The sequence below is a fragment of the Flavobacterium ginsengisoli genome, assembly GCF_029625315.1.
Taxonomy (GTDB): Bacteria; Bacteroidota; Bacteroidia; order Flavobacteriales; family Flavobacteriaceae; genus Flavobacterium; species Flavobacterium ginsengisoli.
The window spans coordinates 4,041,935-4,068,920 of sequence record NZ_CP121110.1; the positions used below are offsets into that span (position 1 = coordinate 4,041,935).

Below are 26,986 nucleotides of genomic sequence, written 5' to 3' on the forward strand. Positions count from 1 at the left end.
TTATTCGTGAAATGTAAAATGTGAGATGTGAAAATGTCTTTACGAGAATTTTTTCTCGATAATTCCCATAAAGCGCTCGGCATAATCCTCTTTTCCTTCCCAGTCGTTATAATCTGGTTTTACCATGTTTTCGATAAATTCTTTAGCTTCTGTATAAGAATCAAAAGTCATTAATTGATTTAAAACACGGCTGTAATCTTCTGTGCTATTTCCGAAAAGATTTTTGGTAAAAGCAATTCTGTCATTCAAGTCAATATGAAAACCTCTTGCTAGTTTTTCGTTCAAACTAACCGACTTTGGTTGTGCAGGAGTTTCAAGAATAGCAGTTTCTACTTTTTTAGGTTCTTTAAAATCACTGATAGAAGGAGTTTGCGTTGGCGGAACAGCTTCAAAACTGTCTACTTTTACAAACTGTGCATCAGCATAATTAACACCAAAATCTTCAAATTGAATAGTTGGTTGTGCTGGAATTTCTGCTTTTGGCTCTATTTTCGGTTCTTCTTTAACTTCTTCTCTGATTGGTTCTGTTTCCAATTCGAAAGCAGGTTTGAAATCTGGAATTGGCTTCAATTCATTGATAGTTGTAAACGAAAGATCATCAACAGGTTTTTCAGTTTCTTCTACCTTTTCAGCAATTGGTTCAACAATTTCTTCTGCAGCTGGCTCTTCAATCTCAACAACGATTGGCTCAATGATTTCTTCAACAACTGGTTCTTCAATTTCGGCAATTGGTTCGAGAGTTTCTTTTATTACTGGTTCTTCAACTTCAATAATTGGTTCAACAGCTTTTTCTTCTGAAATTTCTGGTTCATAAGATTCTTCAAGCGCAATTACTTTTTCTTCAGTAGGAGCTTCAAGTTCAATTATAGTTGGAATTGCATCTTCTTTTTCGAAAATAGTTTCCAATTCAGAAGTGATATCGCTTTGCCCGATTGTTGGTTTTGCAGAGTCGAAATTCTCTTCAACAAATTTTAATACTGCTAATTTCTCGTATAATTTCTGAGTTTCAAGGTACAATTGATTGATATCGGATTTGTTTTTTAGTTTTAAAATTCGATGTGCAATGCTAATTAAATCAGCTTCCAATTTTTTTTTCATAACTGTTGAAAATTATAGTGAATAAGGTATTTTAGTGTATTTGATGTCTGAATGTTTCTATTCTCAAGGAAATTCAAAAGATAATTTTTTATTTCTGTTAATACGCTTTCGCGAATTTAAGGTTTGATAAAAATTTTCTACTTTTGAAAAAATGTAAAACAACACATTTTTACATCAATTTATTGCCAGTACAAAGTAATAAAAACTATTCATTTTTAAAGGTAGAAAAATACAAAATGTTTCTCGAAAATACAGTAAATCACAAAGAACAATTTGGTTGGATTGAAGTTATTTGTGGATCAATGTTTTCGGGTAAAACCGAAGAGCTGATCCGAAGATTAAAGCGCGCCCAATTTGCCAAACAAAGAGTCGAAATTTTTAAACCCGCTATTGATACCCGTTATCATGACGAAATGGTTGTGTCGCACGATGCCAACGAAATTCGTTCTACGCCAGTTCCTGCAGCGGCTAATATCTTGATTTTAGCTCAAGGCTGTGATGTAATTGGTATTGACGAGGCTCAGTTTTTTGATGACGAAATTATAACGGTTTGCAACGATTTGGCAAATCAAGGAATTCGCGTAATTGTGGCTGGCTTAGACATGGATTTTAAAGGAAATCCGTTTGGTCCAATGCCTGGACTTATGGCAACTGCCGAGTATGTAACGAAAGTTCATGCTGTTTGTACACGCACAGGAAATCTAGCCAATTATAGTTTTAGAAAAACTGCTAATGATAAATTAGTTATGCTTGGAGAAACCGAAGAATATGAGCCACTTAGTCGTGCGGCGTATTTTAATGCTATGAAAAAAAATCAGGAAAAATAAATTTAAATTACATTTATAAAAGCCTTTTAATAAAAATGAAAAGTATGAGAAAACAGAATATTTTATTATTGATATTGATTGGGATTGCATTAGCTTTTGTAGCTTATTTTCAGTTTTATCTTGCCGAAAATGCAGATGAAGTAAATACTGAAGTGGTAGAATTGGTGGCAAAATATAATAAAAGCTGTCCGTTAAATATTCAGGAAGGAATGCGACTAGACAGTGTAAGTTTGCCTGAAGGCCGAGTGGTTCAGTATAATTTGACATTGTTGAATGTTGTAAAAGAAACTGCCGATATAAATGTAATTCAGGAAGAAATGGAAAAAAGCTTGATTAGTACGGCAAAGGCAAATCCAGGACTTAAAGTTTTTAGAGAAAACGATTATGATTTGATTTATCACTATAGCGACAAAAAGAAAGCATTTTTGTTTGAGGTTAGAATACAGCCAGATCAATACAAATAATTTAAAAGCAAAAAATAAACCCGACAGGTCTTTAAAATCTGTCGGTTTTTTTTTATTGTAAAAAATTAAATCTTCTTTCTCATTCTCGCTACCGGAATATCAAGTTGTTCACGGTATTTAGCAATTGTTCTTCTAGCAATTGGGTAACCTTTTTCTTTTAAGATTTCTGCCAATTGATCATCTGGAAGCGGTTTTCTTTTATCTTCTTCTTCAATTGTGTTTTGAAGAATTTTTTTGATTTCAAGAGTTGAAACATCTTCTCCTTGATCATTTTTCATCGCTTCAGAGAAGAATTCTTTAATTAGTTTTGTTCCATACGGTGTCTCGACATATTTACTGTTGGCAACACGTGAAATTGTCGAAATGTCTAAACCAACCATATCAGCAATATCTTTTAAGATCATTGGTTTTAGTTTGGTTTCGTCACCGTCTAAGAAATATTCTTCTTGATAATGCATAATGGCATTCATTGTTACAAAAAGAGTTTCTTGACGCTGTCTGATCGCATCGATAAACCATTTAGCAGAATCCAGTTTTTGTTTGATAAACTGAACGGCATCTTTCTGAGCAGTCGATTTATCACGAGATTCTTTGTATGTCTGCATCATTTCTTGATAATCTTTAGAAACGTGCAGAGATGGAGCATTACGACCGTTTAAAGTCAGTTCTAACTCGCCATCTATAATTCTAATGGCAAAGTCTGGAACAATGTTTTCTGTTACTTTATTGTTTCCGGCAAAAGAACCACCCGGTTTTGGGTTTAATCTTTCAATTTCGTGAATTGCTTTTTTAAGCTGTTCGTTAGAAACACTGTACTTCTGCAAAAGCTTGTCGTAATGTTTCTTCGTGAAAGCATCAAACTGATTTTCGATAATGTCGATCGCTAAATCAACATATTCTGTTGGGGTTTTATGTTTTAATTGAAGAAGCAAACACTCCTGTAAATCACGTGCACCAACTCCAGAAGGTTCAAGCTCATGAATTACGGTCAACATTTTTTCAACCATTGCTTCATCAGTGTAAATTCCCTGAGTAAAAGCCATGTCGTCTACAATATCCGGAATGCTTCTGCGGATGTAACCCATATCATCAATACTTCCCACTAAGAATTCAGCGATTTCGCGCTCTTCATCATTCAAAATAAAAGTATTCAGCTGATTGATTAAATCCTGATGAAAACTTATTGGAGCCGCAAAAGGTGTTTCGCGCTCTTCATCGTCACTATAATTATTTACCTGAGTTTTATAATCAGGTGTATCGTCGTCGCTTAAGTATTCGTCAATATTAATGTCGTCTGCTTCGATTCTGTCAGATTCTGCATCATCATAATCGTCGTAGTCTTCATTAGCGTATTCATCAGCTTCGTAATCGTCTTCTTTTCCAGCTTCAAGCGCTGGATTTTCGTTCATTTCTTCTAATAAACGCTGTTCAAAAGCTTGCGTAGGCAATTGAATTAACTTCATCAGCTGTATTTGCTGTGGAGATAATTTTTGGGATAATTTTAAATTTAAAAATTGCTTTAGCATTTGATTTTGTTAAAAGTTTCAAGTTTCAAGTTTCAGGTTGAAGAACGTCTTGCAACTTGAAACTTGAAACCTGAAACAAATTTTATTATATTTTAAAACCTTAGAATCTTAGTACCTCAGTAGCTTAAAACCTCAGATTAAAATTCTGCACTTCCAGGAGTTCTTGGGAAAGGAATTACGTCTCTAATATTTGTCATTCCAGTTACAAACAATACCAAACGCTCAAATCCTAAACCGAAACCTGCGTGAGTTGCTGATCCAAATCTTCTGGTGTCTAAATACCAGTATAATTCTTCTTTGTCAATTCCTAGTTTTTCCATTTTCTCAACCAAAACATCGTAACGTTCTTCTCTTTCAGAACCACCAACGATTTCTCCAATTCCAGGGAAAAGGATATCCATTGCACGAACTGTTTCTCTTCCTGGTTCTGTGTTGTCGTTCAAACGCATGTAAAACGCTTTAATGTTTGCTGGGTAATCGTATAAAATTACCGGACATTTAAAGTGTTTTTCAACCAAGAATCGCTCGTGTTCTGATTGTAAATCAGCTCCCCATTCGTTGATTAAATATTGGAATTTCTTCTTTTTTATTTGGAGTTGAATCTCTTAAAATATCAATTGCTTCTGTATAAGAAACACGTTTGAAGTTGTTCTCCAATACGAAGTTCAATTTCTCTAACAAAGCCATTTCGCTTCTTTCCGCCTGTGGTTTTGATTTTTCTTCTTCAAGAAGTCTTCCTTCTAAGAATGCTAAATCGTCTTTACAGTTGTCTAAAGCATATTTAATTACGTACTGAATAAAATCTTCAGCCAAATCCATGTTGTCATCAAGGTCGTTGAAAGCAACTTCCGGCTCGATCATCCAGAATTCTGCCAAGTGACGAGAAGTGTTTGAATTCTCCGCTCTAAACGTTGGTCCAAAAGTATAGATCTGACCCAAAGCCATTGCGAAAGTTTCACCTTCTAATTGTCCAGAAACCGTTAAGTTAGTGTGTTTTCCAAAGAAATCTTTTTTGAAATCAATGTTTCCTTCTTCATTTTTTGGAAGATTATCCAATGGTAAAGAAGTAACTTGGAACATTTCTCCAGCACCTTCAGCGTCAGCTCCAGTAATAATTGGCGTGTTTACATATACGAAACCTTTTTGTTGGAAATAGCTGTGAACCGCATAAGATAAAACCGAACGCACACGCATAATCGCACCAAAAGCATTTGTACGTACACGCAAGTGCGCATTTTCACGTAAAAATTCTAAAGAGTGTTTTTTAGGTTGCATTGGGAATTTCTCTGCATCAGAATCTCCAAGAATTTCAAGTTTGTTCACCTGAATTTCGTATTTCTGACCTGCACCTTTACTTTCAACCAAAGTTCCAATTACAGAAACTGCTTGCTCCAGTTGTGATTCTTTTTAAAGTTTCTTCTGGTGTATTTTCAAAATCAACAACACATTGAATATTATTAATGGTAGAACCGTCATTTAAAGCGATAAACTGATTATTTCTAAAAGTTCTCACCCATCCTTTTGCATTCACTTCCTGTAACGTCGTCGTACTGTTTAATAAGTCTCTAACTTTTGTGTGTTTCATTTTTATATATAATTGATATTAAATAATATTCGTTTTGAACAACTGCAAATATAATCGATAATAATTAATTTTTGAAGCTGTTTCCCGCTCTTCGCTATATCTTTCTATTTTTAAAGGAAAAATAGAAAGGATGTCGCTACGATCGAGGCTAGGGTATTTGGTTTCAAAAGAAGAAATTTCTCTTGTTTTGTCATTTCGACGAAGGAGAAATCTTCGTAAGAAACTCGACAAAGTTATGAATTACTGAGCGGAGCTACTTGCGGAGATTTCTCCTTCGTCGAAATGACAATATTGTGGCAAATCTTTGTCGAGCTTCGTGTGAGATTCCTCGTTCCTCGGAATGACAAACTGTGCTACTATCTTTCTTTGTCAAAGTTTAAAACTTTGACAAAGATTTATGTTTTTTAAATTCGTGCCAATTCGCGAAATTCGTGGCAAACAAAAAATTATTTCTCTAAATTCTCCAATTCTTCTTTCTTCGTTTTCTTCTTTTCGAAAGTCAAAACCAACGATGGTAAAACAACCAAGTTAGCAAACATCGCAAAAACCAAAGTACAAGAAATTAATCCTCCTAAAGCAATTGTTCCGCTGAAGCTTGATAAAGTAAAAGTGGCAAAACCTAAGATCAAAACGATAGAAGTGTAGAATGTACTTACTCCAGTTTCTCTTAAAGCGCTGAAAACAGATTTTTTTACTTTTCCTTTATTTTGAGTCAATTCATCTTTGTATTTCGCCATAAACTGAATGGCATTATCAACCGAGATTCCGAAAGCGATACTGAATACCAAAATCGTTGAAGGTTTTAACGGAATTCCAAAATAACCCATTAATCCCGAAGTAATGCAAAGCGGTAAAATATTTGTAATCAAAGAAGTCGCTACCATTTTGAACGAACGGAATAAATACAGCATTAAAATTGCAATAGTTAAAATCGCAAACAATAATGATTCAATTAAGTTATGCGCCAAGTAAGTTGTTCCTTTCTGGAAAACCAATGCTTTTCCTGTGATCGTAACTTCGTAGCGGTCTTTTGGGAAAATTTCGTCAATTTTCTTGCGAAGCTTTCCTTCTACTTTTGCCATTTCATCTGTTCCAATATCTTTCATGAAAGTAGTGATTCTGGCATATTGTCCAGTCGAATCAACGTAAGCTTTCATTAAATTTTCTTTGCTGTTTTTCGTCGCATTTTTAGCATAACTTAAAATAAAAGTCTGCTCTTGCGAAGTCGGTAATTGGTAATATTCTGGGTTTCCGTTATAGAAAGCCTGTTTAGAATATTTTACCAAGTTTACTATAGAAACTGGTTTTGCTAATTCTGGAATTTCAGAAATCGTATTCTGCAATTCATCCATTTTGCGAATAGTTGAAGCTTTCATAACACCTTTTTTCTTTTTGGTATCCACCATAATTTCAAGAGGCATTACTCCGTTAAATTCCTTTTCGTAAAATAAAATATCTTTAAAGAAAGAAGCACTTTTCGGCATTTCGCCAATCAAACTTCCCGAAACTTTCATTTGTCTAACTCCATTCAAACTCACAACAAATAGAACCGCATAAATACAGTATACAATTGTCTTTTTGCCTTTAACAATAGTTGTAACTGTATTTAAAAGTGTCGAAATATAAGTTTTGTCTAAGTGATATAAATGTTTCTCTTTTGGCAAAGGCATAAAACTGTAAATAATTGGCACGATGAAAAGTGTCAAAGTATAAACAGAAAGCACATTGATAGAAGTTACCAATCCGAATTCAAAAAGAAGTTCGTTTCCTGTAATCATCAAAGTTGCAAAACCAATTGCAGCCGTTAAATTGGTCATAAAAGTCGAATGTCCAATTTTTGAAATAACGCGTTGCAATGCTTTTGCTTGATTGTTATGCAGTTTAATTTCTTGCTGGTATTTATTAATCAGGAATATACAGTTTGTAATTCCGATTACAATAATTAGCGGCGGAATTATAGCTGTTAAAATCGTGATTTTATATCCGAATAATCCAAGCGTTCCAAAAGACCAAGTTACACCAACAATCAAAATACAGATTGAAATAAACGTAGCTCTAAACGAACGGAAGAAGAAAAAGAAAATCAGAGAAACGGTCAATAAAGACGCTCCAATGAAAAGTCCGATTTCGCCTTTCATATTGTCCGCATTGATCGTTCTGATGTACGGCATTCCCGAAACTTTCAAATCAATTCCGGTTGTTTTTTCGAATTTATTGATTTTCGGAACTAGATTTTCTAGGATAAAAGTTTTTCTGTTAGCAGTATTTACCAAATTTTTATTGATGTAAACCGCAGAGCGAATACTTCCGCTTTCTTTATTGAACAAAAGACCTTCATAGAAAGGTAAATTATTGAATAATTCATGCTGAATGCCTTTTAAATAAGTAGGATCCAGAACTTTGCTTTGATCAATAAAAGGCGCTAAAACAAATTTTTCGTTAACAGTATCTTTTTCAAGCTTTTTTAAATCGTTTAAAGAAACTACTAAATCAACTTCTTTAGATTTTTTCAAACCTGTCATCAATTCATTCCATGCGGCGTAGTTTTTTGGTGTAAAGAATTTAGGATCTTTAAAACCAATAACGATAAGATTCCCTTCCTCACCAAACTTATCAAGGAATTTTTGATAATCTTTATTTGCAATATGATCTTTTGGAAGCAAGTTAGCTTCTGTATAAGTCATAGCAAGATTCTTCCACTGATAACCAAAGAAAAGAGTCAAAGCAGAAAGTATAACTAGAATCGTAATTCTGTTTTTAAGTATGATTCGGGCTAATTTTTCCCAAAATCCAACTTGAATAGTGTTTTTCATAACATCTTTAAAAAATGGATGCAAATGTAGTGAAAAGTGCTCGAAATCATAAATATTCCTTTCTATTTTACTTTATGTTAACACAAAATATATCATCTTTAAAATGGGACAATTTGCTTGCTTTTTATCGATTAGTCGTTAGCTTTTCTCATATTTGCAATTAATTTCGAATAATAGCGGAATAAATTTGAATCTTTATTTTTTGCAAATTCTCATGCAGATTTGACAGATTACAGCAGATTAGATTTTCTATTTTCCTTAAAACTCAGTACAAATGGATTCAAAACAGATTAAATTTCTAACCATTGCCATAAGTTTACTTTTACTTTTTGTTTCATTAACACAAGATGCAATTGTTGTAAATTATAGTGGAGAAGTAAGAAACGATTCGGCTTTAGGATATTTCTTGATTGGTGCAATAGCTTTTTTGGGTGGCGGATTGTTTGAAGAAATTATTTGGTTGGCCAATCCATTATGTCTTTTGGCTATTATATATTTCCTGAAAAATAATGAAAAAGCAGTTCTTTTGAGTTTAATTGCATCTGGATTAGCTATTTCTTTTGCTTTTTGGAGTGAAATTTTAGGAGCTGAAAGTGGTGCACTGGCCAAGATTGTTTCATTTGGATTAGGATATTATTTGTGGGCATCCAGTATTTTGGTGCTAACAACCGGAATTTTGCTTAATTATAAAATGTCATTAAAAGAAAGTTTACAATCTTAAAAACATGCAAAATAATAATACCATAACGTTTATTTTTCTAGCAATTCTTTTGCTTTTAATTGTTATCATTTGTTTTATGATTTATCAATTAATGCAAACCAAAAAAGCAAAAGACGATGCCGAAAAAAGCTTTTATGCTTTAGAATCTAAAGTAAACGATTTGCAATTAGAAAATTTAGAATCGAAACTAAATCCGCATTTATTTAAGAACATTCTAAACTCTATTCAGTCTCATGCTTACCAGACTTATTTTGCTTTGGATAAATTGGCCAATGTTTTGGATTATATTCTTTACGAAAGCAAAAAAAAGTTTGTAACTGCAAAAGAAGAAATTGATTTTGCATTGAATTTGATCGAAATCAATAAAATCAAAATCAGTCCGCTTTTTGAGCTGAAAGTCAAAACTAATATTAATCAAGAAGACAAATTGTACGATCAGCCTTTATTGGCACCTTTAATTTCTATTGATTTAATTGAAAATGCTTTCAAACATGCAGATTTACAAAGTGCAGATGCTTTTATTTCGGTAGTTTTTGAGTTTAAAAACAATGCTTTTTTTATGACGGTTTCAAACAAAATCTCAGATAAAAAAGTGCTAAAAAAAGAACGCAGCGGTATTGGTCACGCAACACTTGAACACCGTCTTCGCATTATTTATAAGAATAATTTCAAACTCGATAGGTTTATAGAAAACGATGTTTATATTGCCCATCTAAAAATTGATTTGCTTGAATACAAAACTGAAATGCTTGCTTCTGGACGATGAGCTTCCAGGGTTAACTTACCTAAAAATGCTTTGCGAACAGATTCCTGAATTGGAAATCGTAAAAACATGTAATGATCCCGAGAAATTGCTGTCTGATTTTTCGAACCTTGATTTTGATTTGCTGATTTCGGATATTGAAATGCCCGGAATTGACGGATTGCATTTGGCAGAAAAATTGCAGGACAAATTGGTGATTTTCTGCACAGCGTATAAAGAATATGCAGCCGAAGCATTTAATATCGATGCTGTAGATTATATTACAAAACCTGTAAAATTGGAGCGTTTGCAAAAGGCAATTGCAAAAGCGTTGGAGCGTTTTGAAAAATCAAATTCGGATAAAAAATTCATTCAGCTGAATACTGATAAAGGAAAAACGTTGCTGTACTTTAATAAAATCCAATATGTAAAAACTGCCGCGAGCGATAGTCGAGACAAAACGGTTTTGCTTGCTGATGGAAGTTTTTTGAATTTGAAAAATGTAAAATTCGATACGCTTTTAAACGAATTGCCTGATGCTGATTTCTGCCGAATCAATAAAAAAGAAATCGTAGCGGTAAAAGCAATAAAGTTCTTTAATCATAACGAAATTGTACTGCACCATTTAGAAGAAAATAATAAGAACATCACTCTAATCTTAAGCGAAACTTATCGAGCTGACTTTTTAAAGAAAGTAAAACTCTAAAACTTATTACAATTTTTTCCCGACTTGTTACATGCGATCGAAATTAACAAGTGAATTGCTTTTTCACTAAATTCACAGTACGGATATTTGCGTTAATTAAATCTAAAGAACGAGTTTATGAATAATATAAAGAACTCTGTATTTTATGTAACAGTTATTGGCGGCTTTACCGCACTAATATATTGGGTAATTTCAAAAGGTGCCTCATTAGAAGTAGGACGTAATATTGTAAAGAAAAGTGTTGAAAGCAATCATTGGAAAGACTTTCTTCATTCGATGATTGAAAACCTGCAAGCATCCTTTAGCCATTTTATTGGCACAGATCGTGACGATCATTTTAGTGGCGCGTTTGTTTGGATGGTTTTTTAGAAAAAATCGGACAGCCATCGGTAATTGGCGAAATGATTGCCGGAATTGTTTTAGGACCCTCTTTGGTCGGAATGTATTTTCCAGAGTTTTCAGCGACCTTATTTCCAAAAGAATCTTTAGGAAATTTACAGTTTTTAAGTCAGATTGGTTTAATTCTGTTTATGTTCGTTATCGGAATGGAATTGGATTTGAAAGTCTTGAAAAACAAAGCGCATGATGCCGTTGTAATCAGTCATGCAAGTATTGTAATTCCATTTGCTTTAGGTCTATCGCTTGCCTTTTTTATTTATGAAACGTATGCTCCATTGGGAGTTGAGTTTTCTTCTTTCGGATTATTTATGGGAATTGCCATGAGTATTACAGCATTTCCGGTTTTGGCTAGAATTGTTCAAGAACGCGGAATGCAGAAAACAAAATTAGGAACTATTGCCATTACCTGTGCCGCTGCAGATGACATTACGGCTTGGTGTATTTTGGCTGTTGTTATTGCCATTGTAAAAGCAGGTTCGCTTTCGAGTTCATTATACGTAATCGGAATGGCGATTTTGTATGTAATTATAATGCTAAAAATCGTTCGTCCGTTCTTAAAAAGGGTAGGAGATTTAAATGCAACTCGAGAAAGTTTAAATAAACCCGTTGTTGCCATTTTCTTTATTACACTTTTAATTTCTGCTTATGCATCTGAGTTAATTGGAATTCATGCTCTGTTTGGAGCTTTTCTTGCTGGAGCAATTATGCCAGAAAACAACAAATTCAGAAACTTATTTATCGAAAAAGTTGAAGACGTTTCAATTATTGTTCTATTGCCACTGTTCTTTGTGTTTACAGGTTTGCGTACACAAATAGGATTGCTGAATGATCCAGAATTATGGAAGATTACAGGTTTAATTATTTTGGTTGCCGTAGTTGGTAAATTCTTCGGAAGTGCTTTGGTCGCCAAATTTATGGGACAAAACTGGAAAGACAGTTTGGCTATTGGTGCCTTGATGAACACAAGAGGTTTAATGGAATTGGTAGTTTTAAATATCGGTTATGATCTGGGAGTATTGTCAGCAGAAATTTTTACTATGATGGTAATTATGGCGTTGGTGACTACTTTCATGACAGGTCCAGCGTTAGATTTTATCGAATTTATTTTTAAAGATAAAATAACAGCCGTTCAGCAGGAAATAGGAAGCAAAAGCAAATACAAGATTCTGCTTTCGTTTGCAACTCCAGAAAAAGGAAAGAAACTGCTTAAAATTGCGAATAGTTTGGTGAAAAAACAAGCTGATAATTCGATTGTAACGGCAATGCATTTGTCTTTAAGTACCGAAATACATTCTTTTGATGTGAAAGAGCATGAGAAAAAAATGTCGCTTCGGTAATTGAAGAGTCGCACGCATTGAATCAGGATATGGTGAGTTTGCATAAAGTTTCTAGTGATATTGATTCGGATATTATTGATACAGCAAATCAGGGTGAATATGACTTATTGCTGGTTGGTTTGGGGCAATCTATTTTTGATGGAACTTTGCTTGGTAAAATACTTGGGTTTACAACCAGAATTGTAAATCCAGATCGTTTGATTGATAAGTTTACAGGAAAAGAAGGTTTGTTTGAAAATAATCCGTTTGATGAAAGAACGCGCCATATTATCTTAAAATCAAAAATGCCGGTTGGAATTTTTATTGATAAAGATCTAGAGGAAGTTAATCAGGTTTTGATGCCGATTTTTAGTAAAGAAGATGCTTTTTTAATTGAATATGCTAAAAAGCTAATTAATAACAACGGTTCTCAAATTACGGTTTTAGATGCTGGAGGAGAAGTGAAAAATACTAGAGAAATTCAGGAAACAATTCGTTCTATCGAGCAGATTGCACCCAATCATATCATGATTATGAATGACAGAACACTAAAGAAAGAATTTTTAGAAAGCCAAGATCTAATGATTATCAGTTTAGATAGTTGGAAAAAATTAATAGAATCTCAAAGTATCTGGTTGAATAACTCACCATCGGTTTTAATTCTTAAACCATAAAGTTTTAAAATTTTAATAAATAAAAATCCCAAATTCCAATTTTACCTATTGGAGTTTGGGATTTTTTATATGGCGCATAACTTTGTCAAAATTTTAAACTTTGACAAAGTTATATGTCCAAAGATTGTAAGTTGAAATTTCGAAATTAAAGTCCTAAATCAAGAACATAAGAAATCTTAACCGCGATATTATCTTCAAATTTCATTAACTGATTTGGCCCATATCTATAAAATCCGCCTAAACCAAAGCCCTTAAAAATTCTGTTCAATTCGATTCCCGATTCAAAATAACCTTTATCGAGCGTTTTGTAAGTTGGACCAACATGTTGTTCTGGTTTTTCCATACTTCCCCAAGCCATTCTAGAAACTATAACAAGAGATGGTCGTACTTTTTTGAAAAGTGTAATTCGGTCAAAACCATGTTTAATTTGAAACATTAGATATTGGCTCGAGAAGAACTCATTAAAATACATGGTTTCAAAAGAGTTTCTTCCTGCAAAAGTAATACGCTGAATAACGGTTTCTTTAGTTAAGTTATTCGGAGCTGTATTGTACAAATGCGTAATTGGAACATCTCCCATTGCATAACCCGCCTGTAAAAGCAAACTTGTTTTTTGACGATTTAAGTACTTTTTTTCGTATTCTGCTTTAAAATCTATTTTGCTAAAAGTAAAATCATTATCAAAAACATTTGGCAAAGATTGTGTGTATTGGAAAGTAAACCTCGGAAATTTTTTATCGCTTTCAGTTCTTCCTGTCGGAGTTTGCATGTAATTGCTAAAGGGTGCCCATAGAATAGAAAGCATTGCCGTGGTCATAACATAATTGGAATATAATTTTCCGTTAAGATTAAAAAGATAATCAAATTTTGGCTCGATATAATTTCGTGAAAGCTCCAGAATAGCCTCAGTTTTCGGAATAAATTTGGTTTGAACATTTCCTCTCCATCCCGTATATTCATAAAATGTGCTAATGTTGATAGGGCGAGGATCGTAAATTTTAAAAACACGTCTATCAACCGAAAAGACAGTACTTGCAATTTCTCGAACATCGTCGGCATAATAGCCATTAAACCAAGTATTGGTATGTTTGTCTAATAAAACACCGCCTCCAACGCTGTATTTAAAAACACCATCTTTTGTTCCGTAAGCGGTATAGCCTTCAAGACGGAAATTTTTAGATAAACGGTCATTTGTAATACCGCCTATGCCAAGACGAAAACCTTCGTAATTGTTATAGCTTATGATTTTTTTCAAATCCAAATCGACAGGACCAATCGGGTAGAAGCCGTTGATGATTTTTCGGCCAATTCCCAAACGTTTTTCGATTCGATTTCGAATAGAAAGACTATCTAATAGCAGATATGTTTTTTGGCTCTTTAAATCAAGATTTTCTTTTCTATAGGCTTCCCAGAAACTTTCTGGTTTTTTTGCCGCATCGTCTTTAATTTCGATATAAAGAGATGGGTTTTTTATTGGGTTGTTGGTGTTAACACGAATATCAAAACTATTACTTTCAGAAAGCAGATAAGTAAAATCTGAAGCTACTTTTTTTCGCGATTCAAAATTCTCTTCAACGTCTCCATCAAATTGAATGGTTCCTCCAAGAATTCTGATGTCGTCATCATTTTTTCCTTTTACGATTTTGAAAGTGGTATTGCTCTGAAACCATATTTTTTCTTTCGGAATATATTCAAATTCATGTATCCCACTGATATCCAAAACACCTTTAATTCGCATTACAGCTTTCGCGACAGCAAAATTTTCTTTATCGATATATAAGACTCCTTCTAATCCAGAAGCTCTGTGTCTTGACTTATTTTTAAAATAAATCATATACGTGTCACGGCCTTTAATACTAACAGTATCTAACAGTTTGTAATTGTAATTTGAAGGTGCATTTTTCGAAATAGGATTTTCATACTTAGTTTCGAACAATTCGTATTTAGAATCGTAAATCGAAATAGATTGAAGGTTGAAAGCTAAAACTTCATAAATAGGCTGTTTGAAACCAGCAATTTTGGTTCCTAAAACGGTTTCTTTTAACTTGTTGTTTCCAAATTGATATTGAGAAACTTTCTCTGTTTGAAATAAATGTCGCTTACTGACAATTTCTTTAAACTTATAATCAGACGAATCGATGTTGATGATTTTTTTATTTAAATCTTTATACGCCGCCGAAGTATCGATACGTCCGTCAATCGAATCGGGATTTGCAGTTACAATTAGTTTGTTGTAGGTTTTGTATTCAAAATTATCAAGCTTTTTCTGCGGATCATTGATCGACTTATTAGCAATAACTTTTTTTATTATAGTTAATGCAGGGTTTTCATTAGAAACCACAACTTCTTTTAAGTCATCTGTCTGCTGTAAAAGTGCTACCGAATAAAAAGTTTTAGTATTGATTAAAGCAATAGTTTTAGTCTGAAAACCTATATAAGAAACAGTAAGTGACGTGGCAGAACTGCTAATTTTAAAAATGAACTTACCATCAACATCTGTAATTGTGTTATTGTTTTCTGAAGTGGTAATGGTGGCAAACGGAAGAGGTTTGTTGTTTGAATCGGTTACGATTCCGTTTATTTGAATTTGCGCTTGAAGGGTAAGCGTAAAAAACAAAGTCAAAAAACAAAATAGCTTCATACAGAATGATATAGTTTCAAAAACGAAAAGAAATTAATTTTCGTATGCAAAAATAGCAATAAAAAAATCCGTCTGGTACAATAAACCAAACGGATTTTTTATTTTTATCTCAATCTCAGATTACACTTTCATGATTTCAGCTTCTTTTGCGACCAATAACTCATCAATTTTTTTAATGTAAGAGTTTGTTAAGTTCTGAACTTCTTCTTCTGCAGATTTACAGATGTCTTCTGAAGTTCCTTCTTTTTCTAATTTTTTGATGTCAGTATTAGCATCTTTACGAGAATTACGAATACCGATTTTAGCATCTTCAGCTTCAGATTTTGCTTGTTTTGCCAAATCACGACGACGCTCTTCTGTTAATGGCGGTACACTAATAATTATCATGTCACCATTATTCATTGGGTTAAAACCAATGTTAGCAATCAAGATTGCTTTTTCAATTGCTTGCAAGATATTTTTTTCAAATGGTCGCAATGTAATTGTTCTAGCATCTGGAACACTAATTTTAGATACTTGAGAAAGCGGTGTTGCAGATCCGTAATAATCTACAAAAACACCTCCAAGCATAGCTGGAGAAGCTTTTCCTGCACGAATATTAAGAAATTCTTTCTCTAAGTGTGCAATAGTACCATTCATTGATTCCTCAGTACTTTCTAAAATAAAGTCTATTTCTTCAGTCATTTTTTCTTTAGTTTTCAGTTTTCATTCTCAGTTTTCAGTTATAGTCTTGCGCGACTGTAAAACTGTTACTGATGACTATATATTTACTACAGTTCCGATGTTTTCGCCTTCGCAGATTTTCAAAAGGTTTCCGATTTTATTCATATCAAAAACAACGATTGGCAATTTGTTTTCTTGGCTCAAGGTAAATGCAGTAGTATCCATTACATTTAATCCTTTTTTAAGTACGTCGTCAAATGAGATAAAATCAAATTTTACAGCAGAAGCATTTTTTTCTGGATCAGAGTCATAAACACCATCAACGCGAGTTCCTTTTAAGATAACATCAGCATTAATTTCAATACCTCTTAAAACTGCAGCTGTATCGGTTGTAAAATATGGATTTCCAGTTCCAGCACCAAAAATTACGATTCTGCCTTTTTCAAGGTGACGGTCAGCTCTTCTCTTAATGTATGGTTCTGCAATAGATTCCATTTTCAAAGCAGTCTGCAGACGCGTTTTCATTCCTTTATCTTCAAGAGCGCCCTGCAAAGCCATTCCGTTAATAACAGTTGCAAGCATTCCCATGTAATCTCCTTGCACTCTGTCCATTCCTGAGCTTGCTCCGGCAACGCCTCTAAAAATATTTCCTCCTCCAATAACAATAGCAATTTCTACTCCTTTGTCGTGAATCTGCTTGATTTCATCTGCATATTCGCCTAATCTTTTCGGGTCAATACCGTATTGTAAATCACCCATTAAGGCCTCGCCGCTAAGTTTAAGAAGAATTCTTTTATATTTCATGTGTGTGTTGCGTTAATTTGTGCAAATATAGACATATTCTGATTTTTAAAAATAATGTTTGCAAAAAATTAATTCTTGGTGCAATTTTAGGTTTAAAGCGACTTCGCAGTTATTTAATTTAAATGTGACAAATGTCATTTTCTCCGTCTTCCTAAATTTTGTATTTTTATTGTATCCTAAAAAAAATAAAAAAATGAAAAGCATCGTAGCCAAAGCATTATTCAATAGTCATTCTTATGCTGAATACAGAAAAATAGTAACTGATTTGTTGAAGGAGGGAAAATCAACGGGCAATGAACAATCTGAAAGTCTTACCAATTATTCCAAATTGAATGAAGCTAGAATGAATAGGCTAGAAAAAACGATCTCTATTTCAGATGCTGTCGCAGAGAAACTCCAAAACTTAGACAATCACTATATCTGGCTTGTGCTTTCTGAAGGCTGGTGCGGAGATGCAGCGCAAATTCTTCCCATCTTGAATAAAATGGCTCTTGCTTCTCATAAAAAAATCGATTTGAGAATTGCGTTTCGCGATGAAAATGATGATTTAATGAATCATTATTTGACCAATGGCGGAAGAGCGATTCCAAAAGTAATTGTTATTTGTAAAGAAGCTGGAATTGTACGCGCCGATTGGGGGCCAAGACCAAAAGGAGCTGCCGAATTAATGGCGAAACACAAAAGAGAGGTTGGCGCTATCGACGAAAAAATAAAAACCGACTTACAGTTATGGTATTTGACAGATAAAGGAATTTCGGTTCAGGAAGAATTGGTCGAAATTATGGAAAACATTAAATATAATAGACTTTAGCAAGATAATGTGTTGATAAGCAGATGTTTTGGTTGATAAAATTATCTTAAAGTCTTTTTATCTTAAATAGAATTTCGTAACTTAGTGAAGCTAACCCACTTCTATTATAACTTTCAGATTTACTCTTTTTACTGGTGTTTATTTAATGTTCAACAATTAAAAGTACACTATTATGAAAAAGTTATTCGAAAGGTTTTATGATTTCTTTTCTAAATTTTTGTTCGGAGGGAAAAATGTGCCTCACTATTAAATCGAGATGAGTATGAGATAAAATTACTTTTCTTAAGAGCTTGGCACATTACTTTTTCAAACAATAGTAATGTGCTTTTTATTTTTAGCTATTTAAAGCTCTCTTCAAATAAGGTAATATCAATAGCATTTTTCACATCGTAATCACCAATTTTTGTTCGGCGTAAAACAGTTAAATGCGAACCAGAATTCATTGCTTTCCCAAAATCGTAAGCAAGTGAACGAATGTAAGTTCCTTTAGAGCAAACCACTCTAAAATCTATTTCTGGCAATGCAATTCTTGTAATTTCAAATTCGTGAATCGTAGTTTTTCTGCTTTCAATTTCAATAGATTCTCCAGCGCGAGCATGTTCGTATAAACGAACACCGTCTTTTTTAATAGCAGAAAAAATAGGCGGTTTCTGGTCGATTTCTCCTAAAAATTGTTTTACCGTTTCATGAATTAAAGATTCATCAATATGATCGGTTGGGAAAGTTTGATCGATTTCAGTTTCTAAATCGTACGATGGAGTAGTGGCTCCAATATAAAAAGTTCCCGTATATTCTTTTGCCTGACCTTGAAGTTCTGAAATTCTTTTAGTGAATTTTCCTGTACAGATCAATAAAAGTCCTGTTGCTAATGGATCTAAAGTTCCTGCGTGGCCAATTTTGAACTTTTTAGGAAGTCCAACTTTATTAATTAAAAGGTATTTTAATTTATTGACAGCTTGAAATGAACTCCATTTTAAAGGTTTGTCAATCAATAAAACCTGACCTTCTAAATATTCTTCGGGTGTCATTATATAATAGTAAGCGGATGAATGAAAAAGTGAATCAATAATAAAATGATTCCGCAATAATTCGGTAATAACCAAAAACTTTAAATCCGTTTTTAGTCAAAAATCCGATGAAAGTTTTTATTGCTAAAAGTGCCACAACAAAAGCAACAATGTTTCCAATAACCAACATATTTACTTGATCGTGAGATAATTCAAAACCAGCTTTGTAATAATCGTAGCATTTTTTTGCAGTTGCACCCAACATAGTTGGAACGGCTAAGAAAAATGAAAATTCCGCAGCTGTAGTTCTTGATAATTTTTGAGACATTCCTCCAACAATACTAGCTCCACTTCGAGAAACTCCAGGAATCATAGCAATACACTGAAATAATCCAATTTTGAAAGCTTGTAAATAACTGATTTCTTGTGAAGTTTCAGCTGTATTTGGATTATTAAACCATTCGTCTACTTTCAATAAAATAATTCCACCAATTAAAAGAGAAACCGCAACAGTTACAGGGTTTTCTAATAAGCCATCAATAAAATCGCTTAATAATAATCCTAAAACAACGGCAGGAATAAAAGCAACTAAAAGTTTGAAATAGAAGTCAAAAGTTTGAAAGAAACGTTTAAAGTATAAAATAACAACCGAAAGTATTGCACCAAGCTGAATTACAATGGTAAAAAGTTTAGTGAAATCGTCGTGTGCGATTCCGAAAAACGAAGAGGCAATAATCATATGACCCGTTGAAGAAACAGGCAAAAATTCTGTAATTCCTTCAATAATGGCAAGAACAATAGCTTGTAATGTGTTCATTTAGAATTTTAGATTTCAGATTTTAGATTTCAGATTGATTACTTCGCTTTGCTCAGTGTCTAAAATCTATAAACCTTGTATTATTTTGATTTTTTGAATATAGAATAAATCGTGATTCCAAAACCGATTAAAACAGTTGTTGGGGCTAAACGAATACGTCTAAAGTTGAAAATGTCTTCGTTAAAAACATTCGGATCTTTACTTCCTCCACCAGACATTAAAATAAATCCTAGCGCAATTACAACAATACCAATTAATAAAATTTTATAATTGATGCTGTCAAAAAGGAATTCCTGTTTTTGAACTTGTTGTTCTTCTTTATTATTGTTGTTTTTCATCTTTATATGTTTATCAGCCTGAGCTAAGTCGAAGGCATTTTTTTTAAAATCTGTAATCTACAATCTAAAATTAGTAAAGATCGTCGGTTCTTAAATTCAAGAAACGTTGTGTTGCAAAATGCGTACTTACCCAAGTAATTAAAACTCCTAAACCAAAAACGGCAACTAAAACTAAACCAGTTAAAGCTTTGTCTTCTAGAATTCCTAAACCAGGGAAATTAGTGTCTACATAAAGCAAAAGTGCGATTAAAGCAATAATAGCCAAACCTGCGCCTAGCATTCCAAGTTTTACGCTTCGCATTACAAACGGTTTACGGATAAACGCTTTTGTAGCACCAACCATTTGCATGGTTTTGATAATGAAACGATTTGAATGAATGGATAAACGAAGCGAACTATTGATTAATAAAACAGCAATTACAGTCAAGAAACCACTGATAATCAAAATCCACATACTTACTTTTCTGATGTTGTCATTTACAAGATTTACCAATTGTTTGTCGTAAACGATATCTGAAATCATAGCATTTTTGCGGAAACGGCTTTCGATTTTTACGATACTGTCTCTCTCTACATAATCTGCTTTTAAGTGAATGTCGTATGAATTCAATAAAGGATTTTCTCCCAAAAAGGTTAAGAAATCTTCTCCGATAATATCTGTATGTTCTTTTGCAGCTTCTCTTTGGTTACATAAACAAAAGATCTGGCAAAAGGCGCTCTTTTAAGTTCGGTGTTAAATGCTTTGATAACACTGTCGTTTGCTTCATTTTTAAAAAAACGGTCATCGCAATTTTTTCTTTAAAATCGTCAGCCAACTGTTTAGAATTGATAATGAATAATCCTAGTACTCCCAAAAGGAATAAAACCAAGAATACACTTAATACTACCGAAAAATAAGAGGAAATTAACCTGCGTTTTTGAAATTTATCAAAGTTAGAACTCATAGTCTGCTTAAATTATGTGGTAAAAATAATAAAGAATTTCTTTATTTAAAGTTAATAACGAACTTTTATCCCATAAATGTACGATTCGTTCCCGAATAAAAAGTTGAATTAACCGCAAAGTACGTAAAGATTTCTTTATGCTCGAATGTTAATAACTCAAAGTTCGCAGAGCTTTTAACGATAGAAGCTTTGCGAACTTTAGCAAATATTGGAAGAAAGAAAACCTAGTTTCTTAACACCTTTGAAAATTAATTGAAAAAACGAAGTGTCACAAAAAAGTTACGGCCTTCTTCTGGATATCCTTCAACAAGACTGTAATTTCGATCGAAAATATTATTCAAACCAGCATCAAGACTGAAGTTTTTAGATATTTTGCCAGAAACATATAAATTGAGAAGCGTATAATCTGGAACTCTTGCGCCATAACTTGTACTGAAACGAGGCGAATTAAATTCGGTATTGGCAATTAATCGAAGAATTTTGATTGGACTATATTCTAAAGTTCCCATTACTTTTGTGTTTGGAACATCTGTAAAATGAATATTTGGATTGGTGATGTTTTTTCTTTCGATGTAAGTGTAATTCAAATTTAATGAGAGGTTTTCTAAAATTGCATAATTCAGTTGCGCTTCTATCCCTTTATAATCAGCTTCGCCAAAATTCTGCATTTGCGATTTTCCTGGTTCAACATTGCTTACGCTTAAGATTGCATCTGAAAGTGAACTGTAGAAAAGCGCTGTTTGAAAAGTGATTTTCTCGAAAAGATTTGTGGTATAATTTAATTCATAATTAATTGCTTTTTCGGGTTTTAAATCTGGATTCGGAATTGCTGTTCCCATTCTATAAGAATATCGGTCTTTTATAGTTGCAAATCTGGTTTTCTGAGAAATGGTTGCGCCCAGTTTTTGCTGATTATTTAACTGATAGAAAAGTCCAACTTGCGCATTAAAAGCATCACTTGCCCCAGCATCTGGAAAATCTGAAATTGTTTTTGTTGTGCTGTTGTAATCCTCAGCTTCCAAGTTTTTTCGAATGTTGTAACTAACGCCAGGAATTACAGTGAATTTTGAATTGACTTTGTAAACATCTTCAATTCCAATTAAAACCGTATTGTCTATAAAATGGCGAACAGGTTCACCAAGATTGTTCTCGCGATGCACATCTTCTTTAAATTGAAAGGCAAATTTTAAATCGTTTTTTGGAATTATTTTAGTGTTGTATTCCAGATTTCCTCCAAAGGTATAATCGTTGTAAATGCTTTCAAAAGCATACGGTTTTGTTTGTGTCGAATAAGAAGAATCGTCGTAACTATCGAGTGTGTTTTTAAATCGGTCAAAATACAATCTTGTTTTGAAACTGTTTTTATCATCAAAAGCAGAATTAGAAATAAAATAAAAACTTTCTTTATCCCAGTTTGGCCATTGCCAATAGCGAGGTTTTAGCAAAAGCGAATTTTGCGTGTCGTATCCCGTATAAACAGGATTTCCTTTTTCGCCCTGCTGATTGATGTAGCCAATTGCATATTCGCTTTTTTCAGTTGGAGTCCATCCAACTTTAAAGCTGATTTTTTGGTCTGTTCGATACGAATTGTCTCTTTGTCCGCCATTCTCATTGGCTGTCGGAACAAAACTAGAAGACATTCTAAAAGAATCACGGTCTAAATAAGAAAACCCGCCTTGAAAATAGAATTTACCTATTTTCGAACCGATATTTACATTTCCTCGATATCCGTTTTCATTAATCATTCCTAAAGCGGCATCATATTCTAATTTTTTAGAAGGTTTTCTAGAAACAAGATTGATCGCGCCTCCAAGCGAATTTGGTCCGTAAAGTACAGACGAAAATCCTTTAGAAACATCTACTGCGCCTAAATCAAAAGTGGTAAATCTGGCCAAATCTACATAACCGTCATACGGAACATAAACCGAATTCCGTCCATATAAACCGGAACCTGTCTTAAGTCGAAACCGCGAACAGAAACCATCGATTCATTTCTTGGGCCAGAAGCAGTTAAACTTATTCCAGGTAATAGATTCAAAGCTTTCGAAACCTCCATTTTATTTTGTGATTCCATTGTTTTTGAAGTCACTCGGTTCAAAGTGTCTTTGTTTTGTTGATTGGTAATAATGACTTCTCCAAGATTAAAGACATTTGAAATTTTGAGAGAATCTGTGGTTTTCGAATTGTTTTGTTGTGCAAATCCGATGAGTGGAAAAAGCAGAAAGGATAATAATTTTGGTTTCATATAAAAATAGTTTTTCAGTATGTTTTAAAATGAATACTGCTTGTTAAAAAAAAAGGGTTTGGTTAATCGTTTTTTTTTAGAATAGGGTTGATTTTAAAATTTTAAATTTTGAGTTTCTTTTTTGGCAAATTCTTTAATACGATTTTCAACGTCATAAAAAACTTCGATGGCTCTTTCTCCTGCTTCAGTTAATTTTGCACCGCCGCCTCCTTTTCCGCCAAGAAGTTTTTCTACCAATGGAGATTCTGCCCGCTGATTCATTTCTTCAACCAATTGCCAAGCTTGCCTATATGCCATTTTCATTTCTTTCGCGGCATTTGTAATTGATCCTGTTTTTCGGATATTTTCTAAAAGCCAGATTTTACCAATTCCTAAAAACGCACCTTCGGTTTCTTCGATCCAAATACGAACTTCAACAGAATATTTTTTATCCTTATTCATTTTTATTCCCTTAATGACTTTTGTAAAAATAATGATTAGTTAATAAAAATATTCTTTCCTTCTTTTAAGAAATTGATTTGTGAAATAAGTAATGTACGTATTTTTGGTGCTAATATAAGTATTTTTACGTAATTAAAAATAAGTATTTTGTTATTTTATTTGTTTGTCAGTGAAATAGCTTTGCTACAATCCGCAATAAATGTAAATTTGCTACTTAATTAATTTAGTGAAAAGCTTAGAACCTTAGTAACTTAGAATCTTAGTCGCTTAGAAATGAAGTACAATCCAAACGAAATTGAAGCCAAATGGCAAAAATATTGGGCAGAAAATCAAACTTTTGCAAGAAAAATAACTCCGAAAAACCGAAACATTATGTTCTCGACATGTTTCCTTATCCATCTGGAGCAGGACTGCATGTAGGACATCCGCTGGGTTATATTGCTTCAGATGTGTATTCTCGTTTCAAAAGACATCAAGGTTTCAATGTTTTGCATCCAATGGGATACGATAGTTTCGGATTACCGGCAGAACAATATGCAATTCAAACAGGCCAGCGTCCGGAAGATACAACTCGTGTAAATATTGATGGAGGTGTTGATAAAGAAGGAAAACAAATTGCTGGTTATAGAAAACAATTAGATAAGATTGGATTTTCATTTGACTGGGGACGTGAAGTGCGTACATCAAATCCAGATTATTACAAACATACACAATGGATTTTTATCCAATTGTTCAACTCTTGGTATTGCAAAAAACAAGGTCAAGCTTTTGATATTTCTGAGTTGGTAACTGTTTTTGAAGAAAGTGGAAATGCATTAGTCGAAGCAGTTTGCGATGACAATGTTGCGATTTTTACTGCTGATGAATGGACTTCTTATTCTGAAGATCAAAAAGAAAAAATTCTTTTACAATATAGATTAACATATTTGGCAGAAACCGAAGTAAACTGGTGTCCAGGCTTAGGAACTGTTTTGGCAAATGATGAAATTGTAAACGGAGTTTCAGAACGTGGAGGCTTTCCTGTTATAAGAAAAAAATGACACAATGGAGTATGCGAATTTCTGCTTATGCCGAACGCTTGCTTGAAGGTCTAAATAATATTGACTGGAGTGAGTCAATCAAAGAATCTCAAAGAAACTGGATCGGGAAATCGGTTGGTGCTTTGGTTACTTTTAATGTGAAAAATCATGATGAAGTAATCGAGGTTTTTACTACTCGTCCTGATACTATTTTTGGGGTTACTTTTATGACTTTGGCGCCAGAACATGATTTGGTTACTAAAATTACAACTCCAGAACAAAAAGAAGCTGTTGAAGCGTATATCGAAAAAACAGCAAAACGTTCAGAGCGTGAACGTATGGCCGATGTAAAAACTATTTCTGGTGCGTTTACTGGAGCTTATGCCGAACATCCATTTACAAAAGAACCAATTCCGGTTTGGATTGGTGATTATGTTTTGGCAGGTTACGGAACTGGTGCTGTAATGGCGGTTCCTTGCGGAGACGAAAGAGATTATGCTTTTGCTAATTTCTTTAAAGGTCAGAATGGAATGCAGGAAATTAAAAACATTTTCGCAAATGTTGATATTTCTGAAGCCGCTTATGGATCTAAAGACAATGTTGAAATCGCAAATTCTGATTTCTTAAACAGATTGAATTATAAAGAGGCAACTCAAAAAGCAATCGCTGAATTAGAAAAATTAGGACAAGGAAAAGGTAAAACCAATTACCGTTTGCGTGATGCAGTTTTCTCTCGTCAGCGTTATTGGGGTGAGCCATTCCTGGTTTATTATGTGAATGGATTACCAAAAATGATCGATACACAGCATTTGCCAATTATTTTACCAGAAGTAGAGAAATATTTACCAACAGAAGACGGTTTACCTCCATTAGGAAACGCTGCAGTTTGGGCTTGGGATACAAAACAAAATAAAGTTGTCAATACAGATTTAGTTGACAATGTTTCGATTTTTCCTTTAGAATTAAATACAATGCCAGGTTGGGCAGGAAGTTCATGGTATTGGATGCGTTATATGGATGCACACAATGAAAATGAATTTGCAAGCAAAGAAGCTTTGGCTTATTGGGAAAATGTAGATTTATACATTGGTGGAAGCGAACACGCAACTGGTCACTTATTGTATTCTCGTTTTTGGAACAAATTCTTAAAAGATAAAGGTTTGGCTCCAACCGAAGAACCATTCAAAAAACTGATCAATCAGGGAATGATTTTAGGAACAACGGCTTATGTTTACAGATTGGAAGGAACGAATACTTTTGTATCTAAAAATAAAATTGAAGGTCAAAATGTACAGCCAATTCGCGTTGATGTTCATTTCGTGAATTCTTCTGATGAATTGAATATTGAAAAGTTCAAAGCTTGGAGAGAAGATTTCAATACGGCAGAATTTATTTTTGATGAAAACGGAAAATACATTGTAGGACGCGAGGTTGAAAAAATGTCGAAATCATACTATAATGTTGTAACTCCAGATGATATTTGCGCTGAATATGGAGCAGATACATTGCGTTTGTACGAAATGTTCTTAGGTCCTTTAGAGCAAGCAAAACCGTGGAATACTGCTGGAATTTCTGGAGTATTTGGTTTCTTGAAAAAATTATGGAGATTGTATTTTGATGATAATGGTTTAATCGTAAACGATGAAGAGCCAACAAAAGACAACTTAAAATCGTTGCATAAAACGATTAAAAAGGTTGCAGAAGATATTGAGAATTTCTCTTTCAATACTTCGGTTTCTCAGTTTATGATTTGTGTAAATGAATTGTCTTCTCAAAACTGTCATTCAAGAGCGATTTTAGAACCGTTGGCAATTTTGGTTTCGCCTTATGCACCGCATATCGCAGAAGAATTATGGTCTCAGTTAGGATATACAACTTCAATTTCGGATGTTGCTTTTCCAGTTTTTGAAGAAAAACATTTAGTTGAAACTAATAAAGAATACCCAGTTTCTTTCAATGGAAAAATGCGTTTCACAATCGAATTGCCTTTAGATTTAACTAAAGAACAAATTGAAGAAATCGTGATGAAAGACGAGAGAACACAAAAACACTTAGATGGAAGAACGCCAAATAAAGTGATTATTGTTCCTGGAAAAATCATCAATTTGGTAGGGTAACCAAATTAATTTTCAATATAAAAATTCCAAATTCCAATTTTACGATTGGGGTTTGGGATTTTTTTTTGTGTTTAATTTTTTGCCACGAATTACACGAATTAACACGGATTTTTATTTTTAAAAACGCTTAGTTTGTCATCCTGAGGAACGAAGGATCACACGCGAAACTCGACAAAGATTGGCGATTCAGTTTGCGGAGCTTCTCGCGTGGTCTTCGACTTCGCTCAGACTGACAATAACGTACAGTTTGTCATTTCGCTATCGCTCT

Annotated in this window: 17 protein-coding genes and 5 pseudogenes; 8 read left to right on the top strand and 14 right to left on the bottom strand. The window is 33.5% G+C overall.

What is annotated here, in order from left to right:
• Window positions 1-39: 39 nt before the first annotated feature.
• Complete coding sequence (locus P5P87_RS18940; RefSeq protein ID WP_278020263.1) at window positions 40-1,098, bottom strand: hypothetical protein; 1,059 nt, start codon at window positions 1,096-1,098, stop codon at window positions 40-42.
• Window positions 1,099-1,334: 236 nt separating this feature from the next.
• Between P5P87_RS18940 and P5P87_RS18945 the strand changes: the two genes are divergently transcribed.
• Together P5P87_RS18945 and P5P87_RS18950 are read left to right on the top strand one after the other, a co-directional pair.
• A complete protein-coding gene (locus tag P5P87_RS18945) occupies window positions 1,335-1,925 on the top strand; it encodes a thymidine kinase (RefSeq protein WP_095928508.1) in 591 nt (196 codons plus the stop codon).
• Between the two features lie 44 nt (window positions 1,926-1,969).
• Window positions 1,970-2,389: a hypothetical protein gene (locus P5P87_RS18950; protein ID WP_198855416.1), complete on the top strand. Its 420-nt coding sequence runs from the start codon at window positions 1,970-1,972 to the stop codon at window positions 2,387-2,389.
• Window positions 2,390-2,454: 65 nt separating this feature from the next.
• Here the strand turns inward: P5P87_RS18950 and rpoN are convergent, their stop codons facing one another.
• The 3 genes and pseudogenes from rpoN to P5P87_RS18965 all read right to left on the bottom strand — a co-directional run bounded on the left by rpoN (window position 2,455) and on the right by P5P87_RS18965 (window position 8,313).
• The gene (gene rpoN / locus P5P87_RS18955) at window positions 2,455-3,915 is read right to left on the bottom strand and encodes an RNA polymerase factor sigma-54 (protein ID WP_278020264.1); all 1,461 of its coding nucleotides are present in this window, start codon (window positions 3,913-3,915) and stop codon (window positions 2,455-2,457) included.
• A gap of 137 nt (window positions 3,916-4,052) precedes the next feature.
• Window positions 4,053-5,500, bottom strand: a pseudogene (gene asnS / locus P5P87_RS18960) (asparagine--tRNA ligase).
• A 446-nt stretch (window positions 5,501-5,946) separates the two neighbouring features.
• A complete protein-coding gene (locus P5P87_RS18965; RefSeq protein ID WP_278020265.1) occupies window positions 5,947-8,313 on the bottom strand; it encodes an efflux RND transporter permease subunit in 2,367 nt (788 codons plus the stop codon).
• 274 nt (window positions 8,314-8,587) lie between these two features.
• On the opposite strand from P5P87_RS18965, the gene P5P87_RS18970 reads away from it, so the two are divergent.
• From P5P87_RS18970 to P5P87_RS18985, 4 genes and pseudogenes are all read left to right on the top strand, one after another.
• Window positions 8,588-9,034, top strand: coding sequence for a hypothetical protein (locus P5P87_RS18970; protein ID WP_278020266.1), 447 nt, complete (start codon window positions 8,588-8,590; stop codon window positions 9,032-9,034).
• A gap of 4 nt (window positions 9,035-9,038) precedes the next feature.
• On the top strand, window positions 9,039-9,800 hold the full coding sequence (locus P5P87_RS18975; protein ID WP_198855420.1) for a sensor histidine kinase: 762 nt from the start codon (window positions 9,039-9,041) through the stop codon (window positions 9,798-9,800).
• On the top strand, window positions 9,763-10,482 hold the full coding sequence (locus P5P87_RS18980) for a LytR/AlgR family response regulator transcription factor (protein WP_198855421.1): 720 nt from the start codon (window positions 9,763-9,765) through the stop codon (window positions 10,480-10,482). Before P5P87_RS18975 ends, P5P87_RS18980 begins: the two co-directional genes overlap by 38 nt.
• Window positions 10,483-10,599: 117 nt before the next feature.
• Window positions 10,600-12,871, top strand: a pseudogene (locus tag P5P87_RS18985) (cation:proton antiporter).
• A gap of 145 nt (window positions 12,872-13,016) precedes the next feature.
• On the opposite strand, the gene P5P87_RS18990 reads toward P5P87_RS18985, so the two are convergent.
• The 3 genes from P5P87_RS18990 to pyrH all read right to left on the bottom strand — a co-directional run bounded on the left by P5P87_RS18990 (window position 13,017) and on the right by pyrH (window position 16,979).
• Window positions 13,017-15,512, bottom strand: a complete 2,496-nt coding sequence (locus P5P87_RS18990; protein WP_278020267.1) for a DUF5686 family protein — start codon at window positions 15,510-15,512, stop codon at window positions 13,017-13,019.
• A gap of 120 nt (window positions 15,513-15,632) precedes the next feature.
• Window positions 15,633-16,196 carry a ribosome recycling factor gene (frr, locus tag P5P87_RS18995; protein WP_278020268.1) on the bottom strand — a complete coding sequence of 188 codons (564 nt, stop codon included), beginning with the start codon at window positions 16,194-16,196 and terminating at the stop codon, window positions 15,633-15,635.
• A 75-nt stretch (window positions 16,197-16,271) separates the two neighbouring features.
• Window positions 16,272-16,979 carry a UMP kinase gene (gene pyrH, locus P5P87_RS19000; protein ID WP_111425130.1) on the bottom strand — a complete coding sequence of 236 codons (708 nt, stop codon included), beginning with the start codon at window positions 16,977-16,979 and terminating at the stop codon, window positions 16,272-16,274.
• Window positions 16,980-17,172: 193 nt separating this feature from the next.
• On the opposite strand from pyrH, the gene P5P87_RS19005 reads away from it, so the two are divergent.
• Complete coding sequence (locus tag P5P87_RS19005; RefSeq protein ID WP_198855424.1) at window positions 17,173-17,790, top strand: thioredoxin family protein; 618 nt, start codon at window positions 17,173-17,175, stop codon at window positions 17,788-17,790.
• 338 nt (window positions 17,791-18,128) lie between these two features.
• Here the strand turns inward: P5P87_RS19005 and truB are convergent, their stop codons facing one another.
• The 7 genes and pseudogenes from truB to P5P87_RS19040 all read right to left on the bottom strand — a co-directional run bounded on the left by truB (window position 18,129) and on the right by P5P87_RS19040 (window position 23,582).
• Window positions 18,129-18,818, bottom strand: coding sequence for a tRNA pseudouridine(55) synthase TruB (gene truB, locus P5P87_RS19010; protein WP_278020269.1), 690 nt, complete (start codon window positions 18,816-18,818; stop codon window positions 18,129-18,131).
• Window positions 18,818-19,614 (bottom strand): annotated as a pseudogene (locus tag P5P87_RS19015) (undecaprenyl-diphosphate phosphatase). The gene truB and the pseudogene P5P87_RS19015 overlap by 1 nt, the downstream one beginning before the upstream one ends.
• Window positions 19,615-19,694: 80 nt before the next feature.
• The gene (locus P5P87_RS19020) at window positions 19,695-19,952 is read right to left on the bottom strand and encodes a DUF3098 domain-containing protein (protein ID WP_198855427.1); all 258 of its coding nucleotides are present in this window, start codon (window positions 19,950-19,952) and stop codon (window positions 19,695-19,697) included.
• Between the two features lie 70 nt (window positions 19,953-20,022).
• Window positions 20,023-20,896 (bottom strand): annotated as a pseudogene (locus tag P5P87_RS19025) (cell division protein FtsX).
• Between the two features lie 248 nt (window positions 20,897-21,144).
• Window positions 21,145-22,791, bottom strand: a complete 1,647-nt coding sequence (locus P5P87_RS19030; protein WP_278020270.1) for a TonB-dependent receptor plug domain-containing protein — start codon at window positions 22,789-22,791, stop codon at window positions 21,145-21,147.
• 2 nt (window positions 22,792-22,793) lie between these two features.
• Window positions 22,794-23,141 carry a Plug domain-containing protein gene (locus P5P87_RS19035; RefSeq protein WP_278020271.1) on the bottom strand — a complete coding sequence of 116 codons (348 nt, stop codon included), beginning with the start codon at window positions 23,139-23,141 and terminating at the stop codon, window positions 22,794-22,796.
• Between the two features lie 93 nt (window positions 23,142-23,234).
• Entirely contained in the window at window positions 23,235-23,582 is a 348-nt protein-coding gene (locus P5P87_RS19040; RefSeq protein WP_278020272.1) for a winged helix-turn-helix domain-containing protein, read from the bottom strand.
• A 273-nt stretch (window positions 23,583-23,855) separates the two neighbouring features.
• On the opposite strand from P5P87_RS19040, the pseudogene leuS reads away from it, so the two are divergent.
• Window positions 23,856-26,718, top strand: a pseudogene (gene leuS, locus P5P87_RS19045) (leucine--tRNA ligase).
• Window positions 26,719-26,986: the final 268 nt, after the last annotated feature.

Excerpts from the sequence above, each read along its gene's own strand:
- P5P87_RS18940 (WP_278020263.1), bottom strand. The coding sequence starts at position 1,098 with ATGAAAAAAAAATTGGAAGCTGATTTAATTAGCATTGCACATCGAATT.
- P5P87_RS18945 (WP_095928508.1), top strand. The coding sequence starts at position 1,335 with ATGTTTCTCGAAAATACAGTAAATCACAAAGAACAATTTGGTTGGATT.
- P5P87_RS18950 (WP_198855416.1), top strand. The coding sequence starts at position 1,970 with ATGAGAAAACAGAATATTTTATTATTGATATTGATTGGGATTGCATTA.
- rpoN (WP_278020264.1), bottom strand. The coding sequence starts at position 3,915 with ATGCTAAAGCAATTTTTAAATTTAAAATTATCCCAAAAATTATCTCCA.
- P5P87_RS18965 (WP_278020265.1), bottom strand. The coding sequence starts at position 8,313 with ATGAAAAACACTATTCAAGTTGGATTTTGGGAAAAATTAGCCCGAATC.
- P5P87_RS18970 (WP_278020266.1), top strand. The coding sequence starts at position 8,588 with ATGGATTCAAAACAGATTAAATTTCTAACCATTGCCATAAGTTTACTT.
- P5P87_RS18975 (WP_198855420.1), top strand. The coding sequence starts at position 9,039 with ATGCAAAATAATAATACCATAACGTTTATTTTTCTAGCAATTCTTTTG.
- P5P87_RS18990 (WP_278020267.1), bottom strand. The coding sequence starts at position 15,512 with ATGAAGCTATTTTGTTTTTTGACTTTGTTTTTTACGCTTACCCTTCAA.
- frr (WP_278020268.1), bottom strand. The coding sequence starts at position 16,196 with ATGACTGAAGAAATAGACTTTATTTTAGAAAGTACTGAGGAATCAATG.
- pyrH (WP_111425130.1), bottom strand. The coding sequence starts at position 16,979 with ATGAAATATAAAAGAATTCTTCTTAAACTTAGCGGCGAGGCCTTAATG.
- P5P87_RS19005 (WP_198855424.1), top strand. The coding sequence starts at position 17,173 with ATGAAAAGCATCGTAGCCAAAGCATTATTCAATAGTCATTCTTATGCT.
- truB (WP_278020269.1), bottom strand. The coding sequence starts at position 18,818 with ATGACACCCGAAGAATATTTAGAAGGTCAGGTTTTATTGATTGACAAA.
- P5P87_RS19020 (WP_198855427.1), bottom strand. The coding sequence starts at position 19,952 with ATGAAAAACAACAATAATAAAGAAGAACAACAAGTTCAAAAACAGGAA.
- P5P87_RS19035 (WP_278020271.1), bottom strand. The coding sequence starts at position 23,141 with ATGAAACCAAAATTATTATCCTTTCTGCTTTTTCCACTCATCGGATTT.
- P5P87_RS19040 (WP_278020272.1), bottom strand. The coding sequence starts at position 23,582 with ATGAATAAGGATAAAAAATATTCTGTTGAAGTTCGTATTTGGATCGAA.